Source organism: Streptomyces sp. NPDC006235, from assembly GCF_040613735.1.
Lineage (GTDB): Bacteria > Actinomycetota > Actinomycetes > Streptomycetales > Streptomycetaceae > Streptomyces.
The window spans coordinates 274,611-296,624 of the sequence record NZ_JBEXSR010000003.1 but is presented as its reverse complement, the minus strand read 5'-3'; the positions used below and the strand labels follow the sequence as shown (position 1 = coordinate 296,624).

Genomic DNA, 22,014 nt, shown 5'->3' with positions numbered 1-22,014 from the left:
GAGCGATCCATGCGAACCCAGAGCCGACGACGGCCACCGCGAGCCACGCTCGCCATGGCCGCCGCAGGGACGCTGCTCGCCCCGCTGCTCTCCGGCTGCTGGGTCGGCGCGGGCGGGGCCGGATCCGGCGGCGACGCCATCAACGTCCTGATGGTCAACAACCCCCAGATGGTCGAGCTCCAGAAGCTCACCCGCGCCCACTTCACCAAAGAGACCGGTATCAAGGTCAACTTCACCGTCCTGCCCGAGAACGACGTCCGCGACAAGATCAGCCAGGACTTCGCCAACCAGGCCGGCCAGTACGACGTCGCCACGCTGTCCAACTACGAGATACCGATCTACGCCCGCAACGGCTGGCTGCACGAGATGAACGGCTATGTGGCCAAGGACCCGGCCTACGACGAGCAGGACATCCTGAAGCCGATGCGCCAGTCCCTCACCGGCGGCGACGGCAAGCTCTACGGCCAGCCCTTCTACGGCGAGTCCTCGTTCCTGATGTACCGCAAGGACGTGTTCGAGAAGAAGGGCCTGACGATGCCCGCGCACCCCACCTGGCAGCAGGTGGCGGACCTCGCGGCGAAGGCGGACGGCGCCGAACCGGGCATGAAGGGCATCTGCCTGCGCGGCCTGCCCGGCTGGGGCGAGGTGATGGCCCCCCTGACCACCGTCGTGAACACCTTCGGCGGCACCTGGTTCGACAAGGACTGGAAGGCGCGGCTGGACTCCCCCGAGTTCGAGAAGGCGACGAAGTTCTACGTCGACCTGGTCCGCGAGCACGGCGAGTCCGGCGCCGCCCAGGCCGGTTTCGCCGAGTGCCTGAACAACATGACCCAGGGCAAGGTCGCCATGTGGTACGACGCCACCTCCGCGGCCGGATCCCTGGAGGCGGCGAACTCCCCGGTCAAGGGCAAGGTCGGCTACGCCCCCGCCCCCGTCGAGAAGACGAAGTCCTCCGGCTGGCTCTACACCTGGGCCTGGGGCATCCAGAAGGCCTCCCGCAACTCCGACGACGCCTGGAAGTTCGTCTCCTGGGCGTCCGGCAAGAAGTACGAGCAGCTGGTCGGCGATCAGATCGGCTGGTCCAACGTCCCGGCCGGCAAGCGGGCGTCGACCTACGCCAACGCCGACTACCGCAAGGAGGCCGCCGCCTTCCAGGAGATGACCAAGGAGGCCATCGAGGGGGCCCGGCCCAACGATCCCGGCGTGCAGCCGCGGCCCGCGCCCGGCATCCAGTTCGTCGGCATCCCCGAGTTCACCGACCTCGGCACCAAGGTCTCGCAGGAGATCAGCGCGGCCATCGCCGGACGCCAGTCCGTCGAGTCGGCCCTGAAGAAGTCGCAGGCGCTCGCCGAGAAGATCTCCGAGGAGTACGAGGGACGATGACCGCCATGACCACGGCCCCCGTGGCCGCTCCCGAGACACCCACCCCGGTCCGCCGGCCCTCCGCCCGGCTGCGCGCCTGGGCCACCCGCGCCCCGCTGCTCCCCGCCCTGATCTTCATGATCGTCGTGACCCAGCTGCCCTTCGTGGCCACGCTGGTGATCTCCTTCTTCGACTGGAACTCCCTCTATCCCGACGCCCGCCGCTTCACGGGCCTCGGCAACTACCAGGAGGTCCTCACCGACGCGGACCTGCGCCAGTCGGTGTGGACGACCGTCCTGCTGACGGTGGCGGTGGTCCTGGCCAGCCTGGTGCTGGGACTCGTCCTCGCCCTGCTCCTGGACCGGAAGTTCCGCGGCCGGGGCATCGTACGGACGCTGCTGATCGCACCCTTCCTGGTGGTACCGGTCGCGGCGGCCCTGCTCTGGAAACATGTGCTCTACAACCCCGAATACGGCCTGTTCAATGGGTTGTTGCACTATGTGGGCGGCCCACAGCCCGACTGGATCTCCCACACGCCGCTGCTCGCGGTCGAGGCGTCGCTCGTCTGGCAGTGGACGCCGTTCATGATGCTGATCCTGCTGGCCGGCCTGCAGAGCCGCGACCACGAGCAGATCGAGGCGGCCCGGGTCGACGGCGCGAGCGACTGGCAGATCTTCGTCCACCTGACGCTCCCGCATCTGCGCCGCTACCTCGAACTGGGCGCCCTGCTGGGCTCGATCTACATCGTCCAGAACTTCGACGCCGTCTTCACGATCACATCCGGCGGCCTGGGCACCGCCAACCTCCCCTACACCGTCTACCAGAGCTTCTACCAGGCCCATGAGAACGGCCTCGCCTCGGCCGCGGGCGTCCTGGTGGTCATCGGCTCGATCGTCATCGCGACCTTCGCCCTGCGCGTGGTGTCGTCCCTGTTCCGCGAGGAGGTGTCCCGCGCATGAGCACGAACGCCCTGCGTGTCCGCCGTGTCCGTGGCAAAGGTGCGGGCCTTGGCCTGCTGGCCTGGCTGCTCGGCGTCGCGTTCTTCCTGCCCATCGCGTGGATGGCGCTGACGTCCTTCCACTCCGAGCAGGACGCGGCGACCAACCCGCCGTCCTTCGCCGCCGCCCTGACCCTGGACGGCTACCGCGAGTTCTTCGGCGCGGGCGGCGGCGCGAGCCCCTGGCCGGCGCTGATCAACTCCACGGTCGCGTCCGTGGCCTCGACCCTGCTGGTCCTGCTGCTGGCCTTCCCGGCGGCGTACGCGCTGTCGATCAACCGCGTCCGCAAGTGGACGGACGTGCTGTTCTTCTTCCTCTCCACGAAGATGCTGCCGGCGGTCGCGGGCCTGCTCCCGATCTACCTCTTCGCCAAGAACGCCGGGATGCTCGACAACATCTGGCTGCTGGTCATCCTCTACACCTCCATGAACCTGCCGATCGCGGTCTGGATGATGCAGTCGTTCCTCGCCGAGATCCCGGTCGCGGTGATCGAGGCGGCGAAGGTGGACGGGGCCCGGCTGCCCACCATCCTGGCGCGCGTGGTCGCCCCGATCTCCCTCCCCGGTATCGCCGCCACCGCCCTGATCTGCTTCATCTTCAGCTGGAACGAGCTGCTGTTCGCCCGGGTGCTCACGGGTGTGGTCGCCGAGACCGCCCCCGTCTTCCTGACCGGCTTCATCACCAGCCAGGGCCTGTTCCTGGCGAAGGTGTGCGCCGCGTCGCTCGTCATCTCCCTGCCGGTGCTCGCCGCGGGGTTCGCCGCCCAGGACAAGCTGGTCCAGGGCCTGTCGTTGGGAGCCGTCAAATGAAGGCCGCCGTCATCGAGTCCGTGGGCAAGGCCGTCGTCGCCGAGGTCCCGGACCCGACGCCAGGGCCGCGCGAGGTCGTCGTCGAGGTCGCGGCCTGCGGGCTGTGCGGCACGGACCTGCACATCCTCCAGGGCGAGTTCGCCCCCAAGCTGCCGATCGTGCCCGGGCACGAGTTCGCGGGCGAGGTGGTCGGGGTCGGCACCCAGGTCACGGAACTCTCGGTCGGCGACAGGGTCGCGGTCGACCCCTCCCTCTACTGCTACGAGTGCCGCTACTGCCGCACCGGCCACAACAACCTCTGCGAACGCTGGGCGGCGATCGGCGTCACGACGGCCGGAGGCGCGGCGAAGTACGCCCTCGCCCCGGTGGCGAACTGCGTGAAGCTCCCCGAGCACGTCCGCACGCAGGACGCGGCCCTGGTGGAGCCGCTGTCCTGCGCGGTACGCGGTTACGACGTGCTCCGCTCCCGCCTCGGCGCGCACGTCCTGATCTACGGCTCCGGCACGATGGGCCTGATGATGCTGGAGCTGGCCAAGCGCACGGGCGCGGCGAGCGTGGACGTCGTCGACGTGAACCCGGCCCGCCTGGAGACCGCCCGCCGCCTCGGCGTCTCGGCGTCGGCCGCGAGCCCGGACGAACTCGACCGCCCTCAGGGCTGGGACCTGGTCGTCGACGCCACGGGCAACGCGGCGGCGATCCAGGACGGCCTGGACCGGGTGGCGAAGGCCGGCACGTTCCTGCAGTTCGGCGTGGCCGACTACGCGACCCGCGTGACGATCGACCCGTACCGCATCTACAACCAGGAGATCACCATCACCGGCTCGATGGCGGTGCTGCACAGCTTCGAGCGCGCGGCCGAGCTGTTCGCGGGCGGGGTCCTCGACCCCGACATCTTCATCAGCGACCGCATCCCGCTGGAGCGGTACCCGCAGGCGCTGGAGCAGTTCGCGTCAGGGGTCGGCCGCAAGATCGTGGTCGTGCCGTAGGGAACGCCTGCTGCGGGCGGGGCAGGAGAAGGACCGCCGCGGGCGGGGGCAGGCGAAATTCGGTGGGCGCCTGCCCCCCGCCCCGTACGCTCGCGGCATGCCACGACCCCACGGATTCGCTTACGAGCAGCACCCGGGCGGAACCGTCCGCATCACCCACCACGGCCGCCCCGCCACCACGCTGAACGGCCCTCGGGCCGCCCAGTTCCTCGCCGAGGTGGAGACCTCCGACCCGCAGCTCGTCATGGCCCGCTGGACCGGCAACTACAAGCGGGGCAACGAACGCACCGCCCGGGACCACCCCCGCAATCGCCGCTGACCCGATTGGCCCCAAGGTAAGGGAACGGCAAAACCACCTCGCTCGTTCACGGGGCATGACAGCTATGACCCCCGGCTCGAACATCCCCCTGTCCGCCGCCCGCGTGACGGTGGACGTCGCCGCCCCGGTGCGGCTCGACGTATCGGGCCTGCTGCTCACCGCCGACGGCAAGGTGCGCTCCGACGACGACTTCATCTTCTACAACCAGCCTTCGGGCGCGGGCGTGACGTACCGCTCGGGCGGCGGCACCGCGCCCGACGCGATCGTGGTCGACACGGCGGCCGTGCCGCCCGGCATCGAGAAGATCGTCGTCACGGCCAGCCCGGACGCCGCGGGCCAGACCTTCCGGGGCATCGAACCGACCGCCACGATCCGCAACGCGGACGACAACTCCGTCCTGGCGTCCTTCACGCCCCCGCAGCTCGGTGACGAGACGGCCCTGGTGATCGTGGAGATCTACCTGCGCAACGGCCAGTGGAAGGCCCGGGCCGTCGGCCAGGGCTACGCCAACGGCCTCGCGGGCATCGCCACGGACTTCGGAGTCACGGTGGAGGAACCGGCCGCGGCAGCCCCGGCCCAGCCGGTGCCCCCGCCGCCGGCCCCGGCGCAGCCGCCGGTGGCTCCCCCGGCCCCGTCCGTCACCCCGCCCGCGGCGCCCCCCGCCCCGGCCACGCCTCCGCCGCCCGCGCCCGGCGCCGGGAAGATCAACCTCGACAAGGGCCGCGTCAGCCTCCAGAAGAACCAGACCGTCTCCCTGATCAAGGGCGGCCGCCCCCTGCTCTCCCAGGTCAAGATGGGCCTCGGCTGGGAGCCGGCGTACCGGGGCAAGGACATCGACCTGGACGCCTCGGTCATCGCCTACGGCCCGCAGCGCAACCACATCGACAGCTGCTACTTCGGCAAGCTGTCCATCGTCGGCGGCGCGATCAAGCACTCCGGCGACAACCTCACGGGTGAGGGCGGCGGTGACGACGAGGTGATCGTGGTCGACCTCGGCCGCCTCCCGCAGGAGGTCACCGGCCTGGTCTTCACGGTCAACTCCTTCTCCGGCCAGAAGTTCACGGAGGTCGCCAAGGCCTACTGCCGCCTCCTGGACGCCTCGACCGGCGAGGAACTGGTCCGCTTCGACCTCACCAGCGCCGAGCCGCAGACCGGCGTGATGATGGCCAAGCTGATCCGCCAGTTCTCCGGCGAGTGGGAGATGACGGCGATCGGCGACTTCGTGAAGTCCCGCACGGTCAGGGGAATGGTGAAGCCGGCGGCCCAGTCTCTGTAGCCACACAGTCTCTGCAGCCAGGGGCCGGAGCCGGCATCTGCCGAAGCTAGTGGGCCGGCTGCTGGACATGCACCCTGCCGAGGAAGTCCCGCACCAGAGCGACGACTTCCTCCAGGTGGGTCTCCAGCAGCCAGTGCCCGCCGTCGAGCAGGTGCAGCTCGGCGTCCGGCAGGTCACGCAGATAGGCACGTGCGGCGCCCTCGGGCATGTAGCCGTCCTGAGGGCCCCAGGCGATCAGTGTCGGGGGGCGGTGCTCCCGCAGATACGCCTGGTACTTCGGGAACCAGTCGAGGTTCTCCCGCAGGCCCTCCATCAGCCCGGCCATGATCTCGCGGCGCTGCGGGGAGGCCAGCAGCGGCCAGGACAGCTTCCACAGGTCGGGGCTGACCCGTTCGACGAGCCGCTCGTCGAGTTCGCCGACGAACTCGTCGCGCAGCCCCTCCTCGGTCACCGCCGCCAGCAGCCGCGCCCGCCCTTCGGGCGTCGGGTGATCCCAGTACTCCCGGAGCGGGCCGTACTTCGGGCCGAGCTCGTCCTCGTAGATGTCCCCGTTCTGGATGATGAGCGCGGCGACCCGCTCAGGTGCACGCATCGCCAGCCGCAGCCCGATCTGCGAGCCGTAGTCGTGCAGGTAGAGGGCGTACCGCCGGAGCCTCAGCGCGCTGGTGAACCGCTCCAGGAAGCCGGCGTACCCGTCGAAGGTGTACGAGAAGCCGGCCGGGTCCGGGGTGTCGCTGTAGCCGAAGCCGGGGAAGTCGGGCGCGATGAGCCGCCACCGGTCGGCCAGGGCCGGCATGAAGGCGCGGAACTGGAACGAGGAGGACGGATAGCCGTGCGGCAGCAGTACGGCGGGAGCGTCGGGGGGACCGGCCTCACGGTAGAAGACGCGTGTCCCGTCGACGTCCGCGTACCGGTGTGCCGTCCTGCGGGCCGGGCTGTCGATCGTTCTCGCCACCTGTGTCGGTCGGGCAGGAGAGAGCCGGAGTACCCGCGGAACTCCTGAAGAAACCGACGGCACCGCGCCGGTCAGCGGGCCCTCAGCTCCGCGCCGAAGGCCGCAGCCCCTCCGTCAGCAGCGCCAGATACCGCCGGATGTGCCCGCCCTCCCCGTCCGCCAGCTCCGCCGCCGTCGACACGCCGTGAGCCAGTCGCAGGACGTCGATCGGGTCGACGTCCCGCCGGAGCGTGCCCTCCTCCTGTGCCGCCCGGACCAGGCGCCCCGCCGCGCTTCTCACCGAGTCACCGCAGGCCGTGGCCACGGTCGAGCCGCTCTGCGTGACGGCCGGGCCCAGCAGGGCCCGCAGGCCGCGCATCCGGACCATCCCGGCGCCGAGTTCGTACAGCCACTCCCCCAGCGCCTCACCCGGCGGCAGTTCCGCCGCGAGCTCGTCGGCCCGGGCCGCGATCGCCTCGACACGGTCGAGGTACACGGCTTCCAGCAGCGCGTGCCGGGTCGGGAAATGCCGGTACAGCGTGCCGGAGCCGACCCCGGCCCGCTTGGCGATGTCGTCGAGCGACGCGCCCTCCCCGTGCTCGGCAAAGGCCTCCACGGCCACGTTCAGCAACCGCTCGTAGTTGCGCCGAGCATCCGCCCGCATGGTCCTGACCTGCGCCATGCAGCCACTCCTCACGAACCGGGGAAACCTCTCCGTACGCTAAACCGCGGCGTCCGCAGCGCCAATGTAGTCACCGCCACGGCGCTGGGGGCTTCTCAAGCTCAGTACACCTCGCTGCCCGGAGAGGACGTCACCGCGCAGATCGTCGCCGATTTGGCTGCCCAGGTTCTGAGCCTGGATGACCGGCTCAAGCGCGTCGACCGCCGGATCCGCGAGACATTTCGCACCCATCCCAAGGCCAAGATCATCCCATCGTTGCCCGGTATGGGCCCGATCCTCGGCGCAGAGTTCGTCGTAGCCGCCGGTGACCTGTCGACCTACCCGGACACAGGCCATCCGGCCTCCGCGGCGGGGCTGGTGCCAGTGCCGAGGGACTCGGCTCGTCGGACCGTCAACCTGCACCGGCCCAAGCGCTATGGCCGACGTCTCCGCAACAGGGACTTCTACCTCAAGAAGCGCGGTGAGGGCTGCAAGCACATGCAGGCCGTTATCGCGCTCGCCCGCCGGCGCGCCAGTGTCCTGTGGGCCCTCCTACGCGACAACCGAGCCTTCCCGCCTCTAGGGTCTGTCTGTCTCGCAGACCAGTGCGGTGGCGAGCGGCCGTCCGCGTGGATGCATCGCAAGGCGGCGGAGGAACGCTCGCCAGGGGATCCTCTGGGCGGCGACGCCAGCTCAGCGAGTCCCTCGCAAGCGGGAGGTGCCGCGCGGGGGAAGGCGACTTCGCAGCCGGCGTCCCGGGCGACGGTCAGGGGCAGGGCTTCGATGCCAGGCAGGCTGGTCGACGATCACCAGCACTGCCTACGTCCAGGCCGAGGAAGACGCCCACGTCGTCGATGTCGTGCAACCCATTCTCCCGAACCGGGTTCGTGCGGGGCCGGCCAGGGCAATGGCACCGTACGCGCATCCACGTTATGCAGACCTGCCGCCCGCAAACGGCCCGGCGTTGCACCAGGCCAGGCGGTAGTCAGACCTCTCATCCGCGTCTGCGACGGCGCCTCTCGGGCCCGGTGACACCACCCCCCAGGTCATCCGCTCGACAGGGGGGAACAGCCATGCCGGGCCCGGAGGCCGACAGCCCTCTTGCAGGACCGCAAAGAAGATGACGGCGGGCGCGCACAGCCCGCGGTGATCTACGAGACAGACCCTGGGGCGGTCAGGCCGTGATCAGCTTGGCGATCCGCAGCCCGTGCTCGGCGGCCTGCTCGTGTCCCGTCTTCATCGACTCCTCGGCCAGCCCCCGCAGGTGCGCCATCTCCGGGTTCCAGAACGCGTGCGTCAGCTCCGCCTCGGCGATCTGCAGGTCGAGGCCGAAGACGTCGGCCAGGATCCTGCGCAGGTAGGGCGTGGCGTAATCCCAGCCCTCCCTGGGGGAGCCTGGCCCGTAGCCGCCGCCTCGGCTCAGCGTCAGGAGCGCCGGCTTGCCCTGGAGCGGCCGGTCACCGTGTATCCCCACCTGGGGGTGCTTCAGGATCAGATCGATCCAGGTCTTGACCTGTTCCGGGACGTTCCAGTTGTACATCGGCACCGCGAACAGGAACGCGTCGGCCTCGAGCAGTTCCGCGCCGAGACGGTCGAGGAACTCGCGTGCCTCGTCCGGGGCCGGTGCGGCCGGGTTGACGGTTTCGTGGGCGAGCACCGTCCACGCGTCCCCGGGCAGCGGCTGGACCCCGAGGTCGCGCCGGGTCACGACGCCGCCCGGGTGCTCGGCGAGCCACGCCTGCTCGGCGGTGTCGGCGAGGGCGCGGCTCACCGATCCTTCGGTACGGATGCTCGCGTCGAGACGGAACAGATGCATGGTGCGGTACCTCCAACATAGTTCTGCTGCGATGCAGATAGTATGCATGGCAGAACATCTGTGGGCAAGAAAAGTGGCCCTGCTGATAATCCGGCATGACGTGGGCGCCGGAGGCTGGCGGCGAACGCCAGTCGGATCCGAGGGAGCCGGGCGCGTCCCCACAGGCGTCCCCGGCGGCCCCCGCGGCCACCAAGTCCTCGCCGCCGTTTCTCGAAACGGCGGCGAGGTCAGGGGCGTGGCGCGATGAACGGGACCGTCGTCCGGCGCTGCGCTCGCCGCCATCGGCAGCGAGGACCGCACCGTTGACGCAGCTGCTCGAAGGTCCGAGGAGAAGGCAGACGGCATCGGCGATTTCGTCGAGTCCCCAGCGCGCCCTCGCGCGTTCGTCCCATCGAGCACGGCCGTGTGCCGCCGAACTTCGCCACCGGTCCCTCGACCGGCAGGAACGGAGCCCGCATATTGACGGCGACCTGCCGATCGAAACTCGCAGCGTCAGTGTGCGTCGCCGGGACGAACTCGTAGATGCCGGCGCTGTGCACCAGGATGTCCACGTCGCCGACGCCAGCAGCAAGCTGCTGAACCTGGTCGGAATCCGCCAAGTCGGCGGCCACGCAGCGAGCGACACCACCGTCAGCCTGGATCGCCTGCACAACGGCGTCGCCCCGGCTGCCGTCCCTGCCGTGCAGGACGACGGACGCTCCTCGTCGGGCAAGGCCCCCGGCGATCGCCCGCCCGATCCCGGACGCCCCCCCCCCGCAGCCGGGGCGTTTCACCCTGTCACCCCGTTACTGACGGCCATGCCACGCCCCCTTGCCATAGTCGGGCCGCGACCCCGCCACCCGCTGCGTCATCGCGGAGCTGGACCACCCCGCCTTCCCAGAGCGCTACGCAAGACAGATGTTCTGTGATAAAGACTATCTGTCATCGCGCGGAAAGGTGCTACGATGACGTGATGTCCTCTGATCCCCGCGACCGAGCGAGCAGCAGTGCCAAGTGCCTCGCCTTGGACAACGACCTGGTTTGGGCCATTCGCATGATCTCGGGGGCGCTCCGGCGCGCTGCAGCCGACGCCTCGGAGACGCTGCCCGGAGGATCACGCGCCTACTTGGTGCTCATGGCATTGGCGGAGGCCGAGGACAAACCCCCCACGCAACTCGAACTGGCCGGCCAGGTCGGTCTCGACCGAACGGTGATGACCTACCTTCTCGACGACCTCGAGGGGCAGGGTCTGCTGTCGCGACGCCCGAATCCGCAGGACCGGCGAGCTCGCCACGTGATCCTGACGGACGAAGGCCGATCGCAACTGCAGCGCATGCGAACTGATGTCGCGGCCGCTGAAGCGCGGCTGCTTGTTGAGTTGAGCGAAGAACAGCGGGCCCAGTTTCGAGACCTCCTGACCCGGGTTGCGCTCACCGCTCAGCGGGGCACTGTCAAAAACTGAGGTACGTGCTGTTCCTCTCTGGAGACGTACGGGGATCACGCCCGTCCAGGTGGGGGTGCCGGTGGCGCTCCCACTTCCAGCGTCGGCGCCGGCGTCCCCCCTGTGTCGAGCGGGGGCATTCAGCCCCCGCCGGGTCAAGAACTATCGAAGACGGTTCGGCACTCATCCTTGCGACAGGCGGCGGAATTCGGTGGGCGTCATGCTTACGCGCTGCCGAAAAAATGCATGAAACGCGGTCGCGTGACTAAAACGGGCACGCCCCGCGCTGACGCGCCTGTTGGGACAGTAAACGCCGGGGGCTGAACCGTAACCGCTCTACCTACAACTGCGGGAAGCACTTCGGCAAGGGCTACGCGACGTCAGCTGGATACGCGCGGGAATGCGACGAGTACCCGATGACAATACGACGATCAGCGGGATGACACTCATCAGCGCGCCGGCCATCACCAGCGAGTAGTCGGGCTTCCGCTGGTGAGGGAAGGGAAGACAACGATGTCGGCGGGCGCGTGGTGGTGGGGCCGACGGTGTGGCGGTGGGGGTTTCACGACCTCGTGAACGTTCACGTGAGCGTTGCCGTCGAGTATCGAGGCGCCCGAAAACCGGTGTCAAGGGAGCTGCACGAACGGTCCGCCCGGCCCCGCTCGGGTGGGTCAGGCGGATGCGCGGACCCACCAAGGCCAGGCAGGTCAGGCGAAGGCACGGACCACCAAGGCCGGGCAGGTCAGGCGGAGGCGCGGACCACCAGCTCGGGCACCACCCACGCGTCCGCGCCCCGCAGCGGCTCCTCACCCGCGCACAGCCGGGCCACCTGCTCCACGGCCAGCCGTCCCAGCTGCCGCTTGTCGATGTGCAGGGTGGTCAGGGCGGGCTCCACCAGCTCACCCAGGGAGAGGCCGTCGAAGCCCAGCACCGCCAGGTCGTCCGGAACACTCCGGCCATGGCGGCGGGCGGTGCGCATCGCCCCGACCGCGATCAGGTCGTTGAAGCCGAAGACCGCGGTGATCTCGGGCCGCGCCGCCAGGAGCCGTTCCATGCCGGCCTCGCCACCAGCGACGCTGTGCTCCGGGCACACCACGACCCACTCCTCGTCGACCGGCAGTCCGAGCCGCCGCACCTGCTCCAGGAAGGCCAGCCTGCGCGGGCCGGGGCCATGCACGCCGTCCAGCATGCCGATCCTGCGGTGCCCCGCGCGGAACAGGTGGTCCAGGCCCTGCTCGACTCCGGTGGCGGCGTCGATGCCCACGGCCGCGAACCGGGTCTGCTGCGGGCCGCGCTCCAGCAGCACCAGCGGCACGCCTCCGAGGTGCTTGGTGAGGACGTCGTCCGGGTCCTTGAAGTAGCCCACGACCGCGTCCGCCTGGTGGGAGAGCACGTCGAGCGCCTGCCGCTCCCTGGCCTCGTCGATCCGGGAGTCCCACACGACCACTTGCCAGCCGCGCTGCTCCGCCGCCTCCAGCACCCCGGCGGCCACCTCGGGGAAGAAGGGGTTCCGCAGGTCCGGGATGACCAGGCCCGCCGTCACCGCGCCCTTCTGGACGAGTCCGCGCGCGAAACGGCTGGGCCGGTAGTCCAGGAGCCGGGCCGCCTCCAGGACCCGTTCCTTGGTGGCCGGGTCGATCTCACCCTTGTCGTTGACCGCCCGGGAGACCGTCTGCCGTGACACCCCGGCCAGTCGTGCGACGTCGTGGATCGTGGCCCGGCGCCGGGCACCGCCGGGCCGCTCGGCACCCGGCTCCGCCCGCTGATCGTCGGTCCACATGCTGAGCACTTTATCCGGCCGGGGACCCCGCCCGGCAGGGGCGACCGCGCGGGCCCCTCAGGCATCGAGCTCGGTGAACAGTGTCAGCTGGAGGGCGCCCGGGGCCTCGAGTCGGGAGTTCAGGGAGTTCCAGGGGGTGCGGGTGGGCTCGGCGACCACCTCGGCTCCGGCGGCGGCCAGCTTCGCCGTGACGGCGACGGAATCGTCCACCTGGAAGGCGACCCGGACGCGCCCGGCCACCCGCCGCCCCACCTCGACCTCGTCGATGAAGGCGGCGTGGTTCGGGTCGGTCAGCTCCAGCGTGGCCCGCCCGGCCTCCAGGATCGTGACCCGCCCGTCCTGCGACGCGAACGCGCCCTGCTCGGTCAGGCCGAGCACGTCCCGGTAGAAGTGCAGCGCGGCGTCGTAGTCGTCCGCGGTCACGACCAGGCGGAGTTCTCGCACGGCTGGTTCGTCGGGCATGGGGGGGCTCCTTCGAAGGCTCGGTCAACCGCTGACAACCCACGTGCCGGCCGGGTGATTCCCGCGGAGGACCGCGCCCCGTCAGGGGCGCGGGGAACTGGGCGACCAACCACGACGCACCCGCAGCCTTCCACCACCGCACCCCGGCAGACGAGAAGCCCGGCCCAGCCGGCGCAGCGCTACGACGAAGCTCCCCACACTCACTGATCAGAACAGCGCGCTGTACGCGTTCAGCGCCGGCTGTCCGCCGAGGTGGGCATAGAGGACTGTGGAATCGCGGCCGATCTCGCCCCGGGAGACGAGGTCGATCATCCCGGCCATGGACTTCCCCTCGTAGACGGGATCGGTGACCATCCCCTCCGTCCGGGCCGCGAGCCGCATCGCCGCCAGGGTGGACTCGTCGGGGATGCCGTACGTGCCCGCGTGGTACCGCTCGTCGAGCTCGACGTCGGACTCCGTCACCTCACGCTTGAGGCCGATGAGCTGCCCGGTGCTGTGCGCGATCCGGGCGACCTGCCCACGGGTCGCGGCGGGTTTCGCCGAGGCGTCGATGCCGAGCACGCGCCGGGGCCGCCCGCCCGCCTCCTCCAGCGCGGCGAACCCGGTGACCATGCCGGCCTGGGTGGAGCCGGTCACCGAGCACACGACCACGGTGTCGAAGAAGACACCCAGCTCACGCTCCTGCTCGGCGACCTCGTACGCCCACCCGGCGAAACCCAGGCCGCCGAGCGGATGGTCGGAAGCCCCGGCCGGGATGGCGTACGGCTTGCCGCCCGCCTCCTCGACCTCCCTGAGGGTCTGCTCCCAGCTCTCCTTGAACCCGATCCCGAACCCGGCCTTCACCAGCCGTACGTCGGCTCCGGCGAGGCGGCTGAGCAGGATGTTGCCGACCTTGTCGTACACGGCGTCGGGCCAGTCCACCCAACTCTCCTGCACCAGCACACACGTGAGCCCGGCCCGGGCGGCGACCGCCGCGACCTGGCGGGTGTGGTTGGACTGCACCCCGCCGATCGACACGAGCGTGTCGCAGCCCTTCGCGAGCGCGTCGGCGACCAGATACTCCAGCTTGCGGGTCTTGTTGCCGCCGTAGGCGACACCGGAGTTGCAGTCCTCTCGCTTGGCCCAGAGGGCGGCGCCGCCGAGGTGCGCGGTGAGCCGCTCCAGGGGATGGACGGGCGAGGGCCCGAAGAGCAGGGGGTAACGCTCGTACGAGGCAAGGGACGGGGAAGGGGACAGGGAGGGGGAAGGGGACGGGGAAAGGGACATGGGTCCTCCCGGGTCGGGACGGGATGGCGATCGGTCTCAGTCGGCGAGTTCTTCGAGCCCGCGCCAGATCTCCGCCGTGACGCGGACCGCCTCGGCCACGTCACCGGCCGCGCAGGCCTCGATCAGCCGCTCGTGCAGCCCGGCCGAACGGCAACTGCCGCCCTCGCCGAAGCGCTGTCGCTCCAGGCGGCGGATGAGCGGCGTGTAGCGGGCGACGGTCGCGGCGGCGGCGCGGTTGCCGCTCCCCCGGACGAGGACGTCGTGCAGCGCGTCGTCGGCGCGCAGGGCCCCGTCCATGTCTCCGGTGCGGACGGCGGCGGCGAACCGCTGGTTGGCGGCACGCATCGCCTCGATGTCCGCGGCACCCAGCCGGGGCACGGCGACCCGCGTCGCGAGCTCGTGCATGGCGCCGACCACGGCGGCGGCGTCCCTGACGTCGGAGGCCACGAGCGGGGTCACCCGCGTGTAGCTCTGCGGCTTGCTCTCCAGCAGCCCCTCGTCCACCAGCCGGGAGAACGCCTCCCGTACCGGCGCCCGGGACAGCCCCAGCCGCTCCGCGAGCTCGGCGTCCCGCACCACCGCACCAGGTTTGATCTCCCCGGCCACGATGGCGTCCCGGATCGCCTCGTACGCTCGGTCCCTGAGCAGGGTCCGGGGCACGGGCCGGATGGCCTCCATAACTGAAATGTTAGATGTCAGCCTCCGTGAGAACAAGCCCCCGGAAGAGATCGTGGCCCGCACTCCCCTCGCGGTGCGGGCCACGGCTCCTCAGACCGCCCAGGGTCAGTCAGACCGCCCAGGGCCAGTCGGCGTCCCGCGAGGCCTCGATCAGCGGAACCATCCGGAAAGCCGCGTCCGTCAGTCCTCCGAAGGTGTGCCGGTTCCCGGTGCCCGACGGGCCGTGGCCCGCCCGGTACCCGGCGAGATTCCAGGTGTAGACCGGCACGTCGGCCGGGACCTGCTCGGTCGGGTCACCCCGGTGGTGGTGCGTGTACTGCTCGTCGGTGACGATCAGCACCCGGTCGTGCTTCCGGTAGTGCCGGCGCACCGCCTCGGTGGTGTCGGTGCCGCCCAAGTCGCCGAAGCGGCCGAGGATCTTCAGCACCGACTCGCCCTTGCGGAACTTCACGCGGTCGCTCGTCGAGCCGAACTCGACCAGGTCGGCGCGCTCCGCCCGCAGCGCGAGCGCCGTACCGAAGATCGCGGCGGCGTCGGCGCGGTTGAGCTCCGAGCGGTCGGACAGCCGCGACCAGAACATCGAGCCCGAGCGGTCCACGAGCACCAGCGTCCGGCCGGGCAGCGCGGGCACGTTGGCCAGCGAGTGGCCGAGCGCCCGCTCCAGCGCGTACGACCAGCGCAGTGACGGCGCGTGCTGGTACGCGGCGAGGTACCGGAAGGGGAACTGCCGCGAGCGCGCGACCTCGGCCGGGTCGCTGATCCGCGCGGCGACCCGCTCGGCGACCTCGTCGGACACCCCGGCCTCGTCGAAGTTCCGCAGGTTGCGCACGAGCGCCATGGTGCCCATGGACGGGATCACGGCCTCCCAGGCCGCCTTGTCCATCGGCCCCTGGAGCCAGCCCGCCAGCGTCTCCCACGTCATCCCGGCCGCGGCCAGTCGCTCGGCGCCGCCCTCGGCGGTCACGACCGCGCGCCGCTCCGCCACCGGCAGCGCCATCAGCTCGCGGTGCGCGGTGAGGACACGGTCCGACGCGGGCGGCACCGCGGTGTCGGGGTGGTGCCGCCGGTCGAGGGCGTAGCGGAACAGCTCGCCCTGCCAGGGCTTGTCCGGGTCCGGGGCGGCGTGCACGAGGTTGAGGACGTCGCCGAAGCGGTAGCCCTTGGAGGCGGTGTCGTACTTCAGCAGCGCCTTGCCGTGGTAGAGCCGGCGCACGGCGTCGGCGATGCCGCGCTTGACCGGCTTGGGCACGTTACGGCCGTACGTCGCCGTCCAGTACGCGAGCAGTTCGCCGGGCTCGTCGGGCCTCTGAAGCACGGAGGCGACGACCTGCCGGCCGGTCGGGCCGCCGGTCGCGCCCGCGTCCAGGCGGGCCTTGACGTACTCGGCGGCGCCGACGACGGAGGCCGTCCGCAGGTTGCCCTCGCCGCGCAGCCAGCCGAGCAGGCCGGCCGTCCACGCCGGGTCGGTGACGGCGAGCTCGCGCACGAGCTTCGCGAAGCGGTCGTCGCGGTCGGCGCCGGTCTCGTAGAAGGTCTGCTGGGAAACGAAGTTGGACACGGCGAGCAGGAAGAGCTCCGAGCGTGCGTCACGCTCGCGGCCCCGGCCGCCCTCGTAGGTGCGCAGCACCCGCCCGGTGGAGGTCACACGGGAGACGGGACGTGCCCGCGCCGCCTTGCTGTTGAATCGCGCCATGATGAATTCCCCCGAATTCTTTACAGGTTCCCGAATGCTTGAGAGGTTTCCGGGGGAAGCGCGCATGAGAAAGGTGAGCGCCCGAGGACAGAAGTCGGCGACGGACTTATCCGGATGCTCTGCCGATTGAGCTACAGCGACCCGAAGTCGCTGACGGGATTCGAACCCGCGACATTCCGATCAAATGAAGTAACCGCTGCCTGCGCACCGGGCACCCACCCCATGCTGCGCCTCCCGAGATCAAGTCGGCGGCGGCGTCGGATTCTTTGGAAGAGAAGTAGCCGCTGCCATCGCACCGGGAGGTGCGTGACGTTGTGATCTCACTGTAGGAGGCGCAGCGCGGGCACTGCGAGTGAATTAATTACCGCTTCTGCCGCTTCCACGGGCCGGTGATGGCGAGCAGGATGCCCGGGTTCTGGATGTTGGCGTAAAGGGTCTTGCCGTCGGGCGAGAAGGTGACACCGGCGAACTCGCTGTACTCCGGCTCCTCTTCGGTACCGACGTTCAGGTCGTTGCGGGCGATCGGGTACGTGCGGCCGCTCTCGGTGGCGCCGAAGAGGTGCGAGACGCCCTCGCCGTCCTCGGCCAGGACGATGCCGCCGTAAGGGGAGACGGTGATGTTGTCGGGACCGTCGAACGCGCCGTCCCGGGACGGGTCGGGGTTCACACCGAGCAGCACCTTCAGTGTCAGCGTCCGGCGCTTGGGGTCGTAGAACCAGACCTGCCCGTCATGCTGGGCGGGGCTCTCCTCACGGGCGTACGAGGAGACGATGTAGGCGCCCCCGTCGCCCCACCACATGCCCTCCAGCTTGCGGGCGCGGGTGACCTCGTCGGCGGCGAACTGCTTGCGCACGGGGGTCGTACGGGCGTCACGGTCGGGCACGTCCACCCAGTCGACGCCGTAGACGGTGCCGGTCTTCGTGGCGCGGGACAGGTCGTCGACGAACTTCCCGCCCGAGTCGAAGCACTTGGGCGCCTGGAGGACACCGGCGTCGTCGGCGAGCTCACGGAACTTTCCGGGTCCGTACGCGAAGCCCTTGGGCGGGGTCCAGCGGAAGAAGAGGCCGTTGGGGCCCGCGGCGTCCTCGGTGAGGTAGGCGTGGCCGCGCTTGGGATCGATGACGACGGCCTCGTGGTCGTAGCGGCCGAAGAACTTCAGCGGCTTGGGGTTCCGGTTGGCGCGCCGGTCGCTCGGGTCGACCTCGAACACGTAGCCGTGGTCCTTGGTCATGCCGTTGACGCCGGCCCTGTCGGAGTTCTCCTCGCAGGTGAGCCAGGTGCCCCACGGCGTACTGCCACCGGCGCAGTTGGTGGAGGTGCCCGCGATGCCGACCCACTCGGCGACCCGTCCGTCGGGGCGTATCTCGACGACCGTGCAGCCACCGGCGGCGGCCGGGTCGTAGACGAGGCCCTCGGTGAGCGGCACCGGGTACTTCCAGTTGGCGCGCGGGCCCTTCAGCTCGTGGTTGTTGACGAGCAGGGTGGTGCCGCGGGGGCCGTCGAAGGTGGCTGTGCCGTCGTGGTTGGACGGCGTGAACTCGCCGGATTCCAGCTTGGTCTTACCGCTGTGGGTGATGATGCGGTAGGTGAAGCCCTCGGGCAGGGCGAGGATTCCCTCGGGGTCCGGTACGAGCGGCCCGTAGCCGACCCCGTGCCGGGTGTCCGCCGCGCCCTCCGCACTGTCGGTGTCGTAGGACGCGAGGGCGTTCGGCGCCGTGGCGAGGGCGCCGGCGCTGCCCGCCAGCGCGACACCGGCACCGGTGATCGCGGAGTTTCTGGCGAAGTCCCTGCGGGTGAGCGACATGGTGTCTCCTGAGACGGGGGGTTGCCGTGGAGGGTGGCGGACCTCGTTCGGCAACACCGTCCCGCTCATCCATGAACGCCGGTTGAACACCGCCCTAAGGGGCGCGGGGAACTGCGCGACCAGCCACAACGCACCCGCACCCGCACCCGCACCCGCACCCGCAATACGAACTCAGCCCCCCTGCTGCGACCGCGCCTTGAACGCAGCCTTCCGCGCCTCCTTCGCAACCTTCTTGTCCGGATGCAACCGCCCCATCGCCTCCAGCACATCAGCCGTAGCGGGATGATCCACCCGCCAGACAGCCTCGAAGAACCCACCGTGCTGCCGCGCAAGCCCCTCGACCAACGCCCGCAACTCCTCGGAGTTCCCCTCGGCGGCCAGCTGAGCGGCCACCGTATCGATGGTCAGCCAATAGACCATCGCCTCCGACGGCGCGGGCACATCAGCCGCACCGTGCTCGGTGAGCCACACCCGGGCGAGCCCGCCCAGCTCGGCGTCATCGAGCACCTCCCGCAACGCCGGCTCGGCCGAAGCACCCACCAGCGACAGGGCCTGCTGACACCGCAACCGCCGCAACGGCGCCCCGGCATCCGCGCCCCGCGCCGCGGCCAGCAGCTCGCGTGCCGCGGCGAGCGCTTCCCGCCGCTGGAGCCACTGCTCCGTCTCGGCCTGCGCAGCACCCGGCGGGAACGCCGCCGTGCCGTCGAGCAGCGCGTCGGCTCCCTTGTCCGCGAGGTCCCCGACGGCCGGCGCCTCGAACCCGGCCTCCAGCAGCCGGGCCCGCAGGCCGTACAGCCCGAGCGGGGTGAGCCGGACCATGCCGTACCGGGAGACGTCGGTGTCGTCGACGGGAGCGGCGGGCTCCTCGTCGGCCTCGGCCATGAGCGCCTCGTCGACGGGCTGGTAGGCCACGAGGCCCACCGGCTCCAGCATCCGGAACTGGTCGTCCAGCCGCATCATCGCGTCGGACACCTGCTCGAGGACGTCGTTGGTCGGCTCGCCCATGTCGCTGGGCACGATCACCGACGCGGCCAGCGCGGGCAGCGGCACGGGTGCCTCGGCGGGCGTGTCCTCGCCGGCGGTCAGCACGTAGAGGTTGCCGAGCACGCCGTCGAGGAACTCGGCCTCGGCCTCCGGGTCCCAGTCGAGGGCGGAGAGGTCGACCTCGCCGTCCTCGGCGACGAGACCGTCCAGGTCGGGCACGCTCGCGTCGGCGAGCACCGTCTCCAGGGCCGCGAGCCACACCGCGAGCACGTCCTGCGGCGAGCCGCCGGTGAGCAGCGCGAGGTCCTCGCCCGCCGTGACGGTGCCCTCCTCCTCGTCGACGATCTCGACGAGCCCGGTGTCCACGGCCACGCGCCACGCCTCACTGGCGTCGGCGGCGGCGTCGTCCCCGCTCAGGCCGAGCACCTCGGCGGCCGCGGGCAACTGCTCGTCGACGAGCCCTCCCCCGGCGTCGACCCGGGTCTGAGGCCCGGCCCAGCGGGCCAGCCGGGCGGCACGGGACAGCAACGGCGTGGACAGCGCGTCGCGCGCCAGCTCCGCTTCGGAAGTCAGCCGCACCGGCGGCAGGGGGGAGCTGTCTGACATCGGCTGTTTCTCCTAGCGGCGCCTCATACGACTCAGCCGCTCAGCCTAGACGGATTTACACCCATGCCGCCTACTTCATGTCCCCGTCAGGTGTTGTACATGGCCGAAACCTTGACAAGTGCCCTGAGCAGGCTGGAGATTGACGCGCGTAGAAGTCGGCGGACACCTGTTCACCGGGCCAGCCCCACAGGCCTGCCGGTCCACCGGATTCTACGCGCGTCACACCGCCCGCCCCACAGGTAGCGGCAGACAGTCCACGCTCCACCCTCGTCCCGGCGCCCTGTCACGTCCCCGGAGGGATTCCCGTTGCCGAGCAAGTCGTCCGCGCGCCTCGCCGCGCTCACCGTCGCCGCCGTGTGTTCCGCGGCATCCACGATCGTCCTCACCACACCCGCCCACGCGGACTCGGTCCGCATCCACGACATCCAGGGCAGCACCCGGATATCGCCGTACGCCGGTCAGCAGGTCACGGACGTGGCCGGAATCGTCACCGGCATCCGGACCTACGGCTCGTCGCGCGGCTTCTGGGTCCAGGACCCGAACCCGGACGCCGACCCGGCGACCAGCGAAGGCGTCTTCGTCTTCACCAGCTCCGCTCCGAAGGGGGTCGCCGTCGGTGACTCCGTCACGGTCAGCGGCACGGTCTCGGAGTACGTCCCCGGCGGCACCGCCTCCGGCAACCAGTCGCTGACGGAGATCACCAAGCCGACGACCACGGTCGTCTCCAGCGGCAACCAGCTCCCCGCCACCACGACGATCGACGCGAAGTCGGTCCCCGCCGCCTACGCGCCGGCCGGCGACACCACGGCGAACGGCTCGATCAACGCCCTCCCCCTCAAGCCCTCGAAGTACGCCCTCGACCACTACGAGGCACTGGAGGGCATGACCGTCCGCGTCACCGACACCCGGGTCGTGGGCGCCACCGACCCGTACACCGAACTCTGGGTGACGGTGAAGCCGCACGAGAACCGCAACCGCCACGGCGGCACGGTCTACGGCTCCTACGACGCCCAGAACACCGGCCGCCTGCAGATCCAGTCCCTCGGCGCGACGGCGGACTTCCCGAAGGCGAACGTCGGCGACACCCTCGCCGGCACGACGGCGGGCCCGCTGGACTACAACCAGTTCGGCGGCTACACCCTGGTCGCGAGCGAACTCGGCACGCTCAAGTCCGCGGGCCTGAAGCGCGAGACGACGCGCAAGCAGCGCTCCTCCGAACTCGCGGTCGCCACCTACAACGTCGAGAACCTCGACCCGACCGACGACACCTTCGCCGAGCACGCGTCCGCGATCGTGAACAACCTGAAGTCACCGGACATCGTGTCCCTGGAGGAGATCCAGGACAACAACGGCGCGAAGAACGACGGTACGGTCGCCGCCGATCAGACGATGACCAAGCTGATCGACGCGATCGTCGCGGCCGGCGGCCCGAAGTACGACTGGCGCTCGATCGACCCGGCCGACGACACGGACGGCGGCGAGCCCGGCGGCAACATCCGCCAGGCGTTCCTGTTCAACCCGGAGCGGGTCTCTTTCACGGACCGCGCGGGCGGCGACGCCACGACGGCGACCGGCGTGACGAAGATCCGCGGCAAGGCGCACCTGACGCTCAGCCCCGGCCGGATCGCCCCCGCCGACGAGGCCTGGAAGAACAGCCGCAAGCCGCTGGCCGGCGAGTTCGCCTTCCGCGGCCGGACGGTCTTCGTGATCGCCAACCACTTCAACTCCAAGGGCGGCGACCAGGGCCTGACCTCCCAGTACCAGCCGCCGGCCCGCAGCTCCGAGACCCAGCGCCACCGGCAGGCCACGCTGGTGAACGCCTTCGTCAAGGACATCCTCGACACCCAGAAGAACGCGGACGTCATCGCCCTGGGCGACATCAACGACTTCGAGTTCTCGCAGACCGCGAAGCTGCTCGAAGGCCGCGGCGAACTCTGGTCGGCGATCAAATCGCTCCCCCGCAGCGAGCGTTACTCCTACGTCTACCAGGGCAACAGCCAGGTCCTCGACCAGATCCTGATCAGCCCGTCGATCCGCCGCGACTGCGACTTCGCATACGACAGCGTGCACGTCAACGCGGAGTTCAACGACCAGATCAGCGACCACGACCCGCAGGTCCTGCGCTTCCGCCCGTAACCCCGGCCAGGGGCCGGCTGGACC

General features: G+C 70.4%; 19 protein-coding genes and 1 pseudogene. 9 read left to right on the top strand and 11 right to left on the bottom strand.

Translation table 11 applies throughout. The features are described 5' to 3' along the window. The first annotated feature begins 9 nt into the window (after nt 1-9). The 6 genes from ABZ192_RS05455 to ABZ192_RS05430 all read left to right on the top strand — a co-directional run bounded on the left by ABZ192_RS05455 (nt 10) and on the right by ABZ192_RS05430 (nt 5,750). Nucleotides 10-1,383, top strand: a complete 1,374-nt coding sequence (locus tag ABZ192_RS05455; protein ID WP_356923206.1) for a sugar ABC transporter substrate-binding protein — start codon at nt 10-12, stop codon at nt 1,381-1,383. Continuing rightward, the gene (locus tag ABZ192_RS05450; RefSeq protein ID WP_356923205.1) at nt 1,380-2,321 is read left to right on the top strand and encodes a sugar ABC transporter permease; all 942 of its coding nucleotides are present in this window, start codon (nt 1,380-1,382) and stop codon (nt 2,319-2,321) included. The genes ABZ192_RS05455 and ABZ192_RS05450 overlap by 4 nt, the downstream gene beginning before the upstream one ends. Next, nucleotides 2,318-3,169: a carbohydrate ABC transporter permease gene (locus tag ABZ192_RS05445; RefSeq protein ID WP_354739251.1), complete on the top strand. Its 852-nt coding sequence runs from the start codon at nt 2,318-2,320 to the stop codon at nt 3,167-3,169. Before ABZ192_RS05450 ends, ABZ192_RS05445 begins: the two co-directional genes overlap by 4 nt. Continuing rightward, entirely contained in the window at nt 3,166-4,155 is a 990-nt protein-coding gene (locus ABZ192_RS05440; protein WP_356923204.1) for a zinc-dependent alcohol dehydrogenase family protein, read from the top strand. Before ABZ192_RS05445 ends, ABZ192_RS05440 begins: the two co-directional genes overlap by 4 nt. Nucleotides 4,156-4,252: 97 nt before the next feature. Next, nucleotides 4,253-4,474 (top strand): hypothetical protein, encoded by a 222-nt coding sequence (locus tag ABZ192_RS05435; RefSeq protein ID WP_356923203.1) that lies wholly within the window; start codon nt 4,253-4,255, stop codon nt 4,472-4,474. Nucleotides 4,475-4,538: 64 nt separating this feature from the next. After that, nucleotides 4,539-5,750 carry a TerD family protein gene (locus ABZ192_RS05430; protein ID WP_356923324.1) on the top strand — a complete coding sequence of 404 codons (1,212 nt, stop codon included), beginning with the start codon at nt 4,539-4,541 and terminating at the stop codon, nt 5,748-5,750. A 46-nt stretch (nt 5,751-5,796) separates the two neighbouring features. Here the strand turns inward: ABZ192_RS05430 and ABZ192_RS05425 are convergent, their stop codons facing one another. Further along, nucleotides 5,797-6,705, bottom strand: coding sequence for an alpha/beta hydrolase (locus tag ABZ192_RS05425; RefSeq protein WP_356923202.1), 909 nt, complete (start codon nt 6,703-6,705; stop codon nt 5,797-5,799). 82 nt (nt 6,706-6,787) lie between these two features. Continuing rightward, nucleotides 6,788-7,366, bottom strand: a complete 579-nt coding sequence (locus ABZ192_RS05420) for a helix-turn-helix domain-containing protein (RefSeq protein ID WP_356923201.1) — start codon at nt 7,364-7,366, stop codon at nt 6,788-6,790. A 45-nt stretch (nt 7,367-7,411) separates the two neighbouring features. Here ABZ192_RS05420 and ABZ192_RS05415 point away from each other — a divergent pair. Then, nucleotides 7,412-7,918: pseudogene (locus ABZ192_RS05415) on the top strand (transposase); the annotation flags it as partial. A 601-nt stretch (nt 7,919-8,519) separates the two neighbouring features. On the opposite strand, the gene ABZ192_RS05410 reads toward ABZ192_RS05415, so the two are convergent. Next, nucleotides 8,520-9,161, bottom strand: a complete 642-nt coding sequence (locus ABZ192_RS05410; protein ID WP_356923200.1) for an NAD(P)H-dependent oxidoreductase — start codon at nt 9,159-9,161, stop codon at nt 8,520-8,522. Between the two features lie 227 nt (nt 9,162-9,388). Then, on the bottom strand, nt 9,389-9,934 hold the full coding sequence (locus tag ABZ192_RS05405) for an SDR family NAD(P)-dependent oxidoreductase (RefSeq protein ID WP_356923199.1): 546 nt from the start codon (nt 9,932-9,934) through the stop codon (nt 9,389-9,391). 179 nt (nt 9,935-10,113) lie between these two features. Between ABZ192_RS05405 and ABZ192_RS05400 the strand changes: the two genes are divergently transcribed. Further along, complete coding sequence (locus ABZ192_RS05400; protein WP_356923198.1) at nt 10,114-10,602, top strand: MarR family transcriptional regulator; 489 nt, start codon at nt 10,114-10,116, stop codon at nt 10,600-10,602. A 721-nt stretch (nt 10,603-11,323) separates the two neighbouring features. Here the strand turns inward: ABZ192_RS05400 and ABZ192_RS05395 are convergent. From ABZ192_RS05395 to ABZ192_RS05365, 7 genes are all read right to left on the bottom strand, one after another. Beyond that, nucleotides 11,324-12,361 carry a LacI family DNA-binding transcriptional regulator gene (locus ABZ192_RS05395; RefSeq protein WP_356923197.1) on the bottom strand — a complete coding sequence of 346 codons (1,038 nt, stop codon included), beginning with the start codon at nt 12,359-12,361 and terminating at the stop codon, nt 11,324-11,326. Between the two features lie 57 nt (nt 12,362-12,418). Next, nucleotides 12,419-12,823, bottom strand: coding sequence for a VOC family protein (locus tag ABZ192_RS05390; RefSeq protein WP_356923196.1), 405 nt, complete (start codon nt 12,821-12,823; stop codon nt 12,419-12,421). Nucleotides 12,824-13,030: 207 nt separating this feature from the next. Beyond that, nucleotides 13,031-14,089 carry a 1-aminocyclopropane-1-carboxylate deaminase gene (locus ABZ192_RS05385; RefSeq protein ID WP_356923195.1) on the bottom strand — a complete coding sequence of 353 codons (1,059 nt, stop codon included), beginning with the start codon at nt 14,087-14,089 and terminating at the stop codon, nt 13,031-13,033. 36 nt (nt 14,090-14,125) lie between these two features. Then, nucleotides 14,126-14,767, bottom strand: coding sequence for a GntR family transcriptional regulator (locus ABZ192_RS05380; protein WP_356923194.1), 642 nt, complete (start codon nt 14,765-14,767; stop codon nt 14,126-14,128). 109 nt (nt 14,768-14,876) lie between these two features. Then, complete coding sequence (locus ABZ192_RS05375; protein WP_356923193.1) at nt 14,877-16,460, bottom strand: TROVE domain-containing protein; 1,584 nt, start codon at nt 16,458-16,460, stop codon at nt 14,877-14,879. Between the two features lie 361 nt (nt 16,461-16,821). Next, nucleotides 16,822-18,264 carry an alkaline phosphatase PhoX gene (locus ABZ192_RS05370; protein ID WP_356923192.1) on the bottom strand — a complete coding sequence of 481 codons (1,443 nt, stop codon included), beginning with the start codon at nt 18,262-18,264 and terminating at the stop codon, nt 16,822-16,824. 171 nt (nt 18,265-18,435) lie between these two features. Continuing rightward, nucleotides 18,436-19,854: a hypothetical protein gene (locus ABZ192_RS05365; RefSeq protein ID WP_356923191.1), complete on the bottom strand. Its 1,419-nt coding sequence runs from the start codon at nt 19,852-19,854 to the stop codon at nt 18,436-18,438. A 306-nt stretch (nt 19,855-20,160) separates the two neighbouring features. Between ABZ192_RS05365 and ABZ192_RS05360 the strand changes: the two genes are divergently transcribed. After that, nucleotides 20,161-21,990: an endonuclease/exonuclease/phosphatase family protein gene (locus ABZ192_RS05360; protein ID WP_356923190.1), complete on the top strand. Its 1,830-nt coding sequence runs from the start codon at nt 20,161-20,163 to the stop codon at nt 21,988-21,990. The last annotated feature ends 24 nt before the right edge of the window (nt 21,991-22,014 follow it).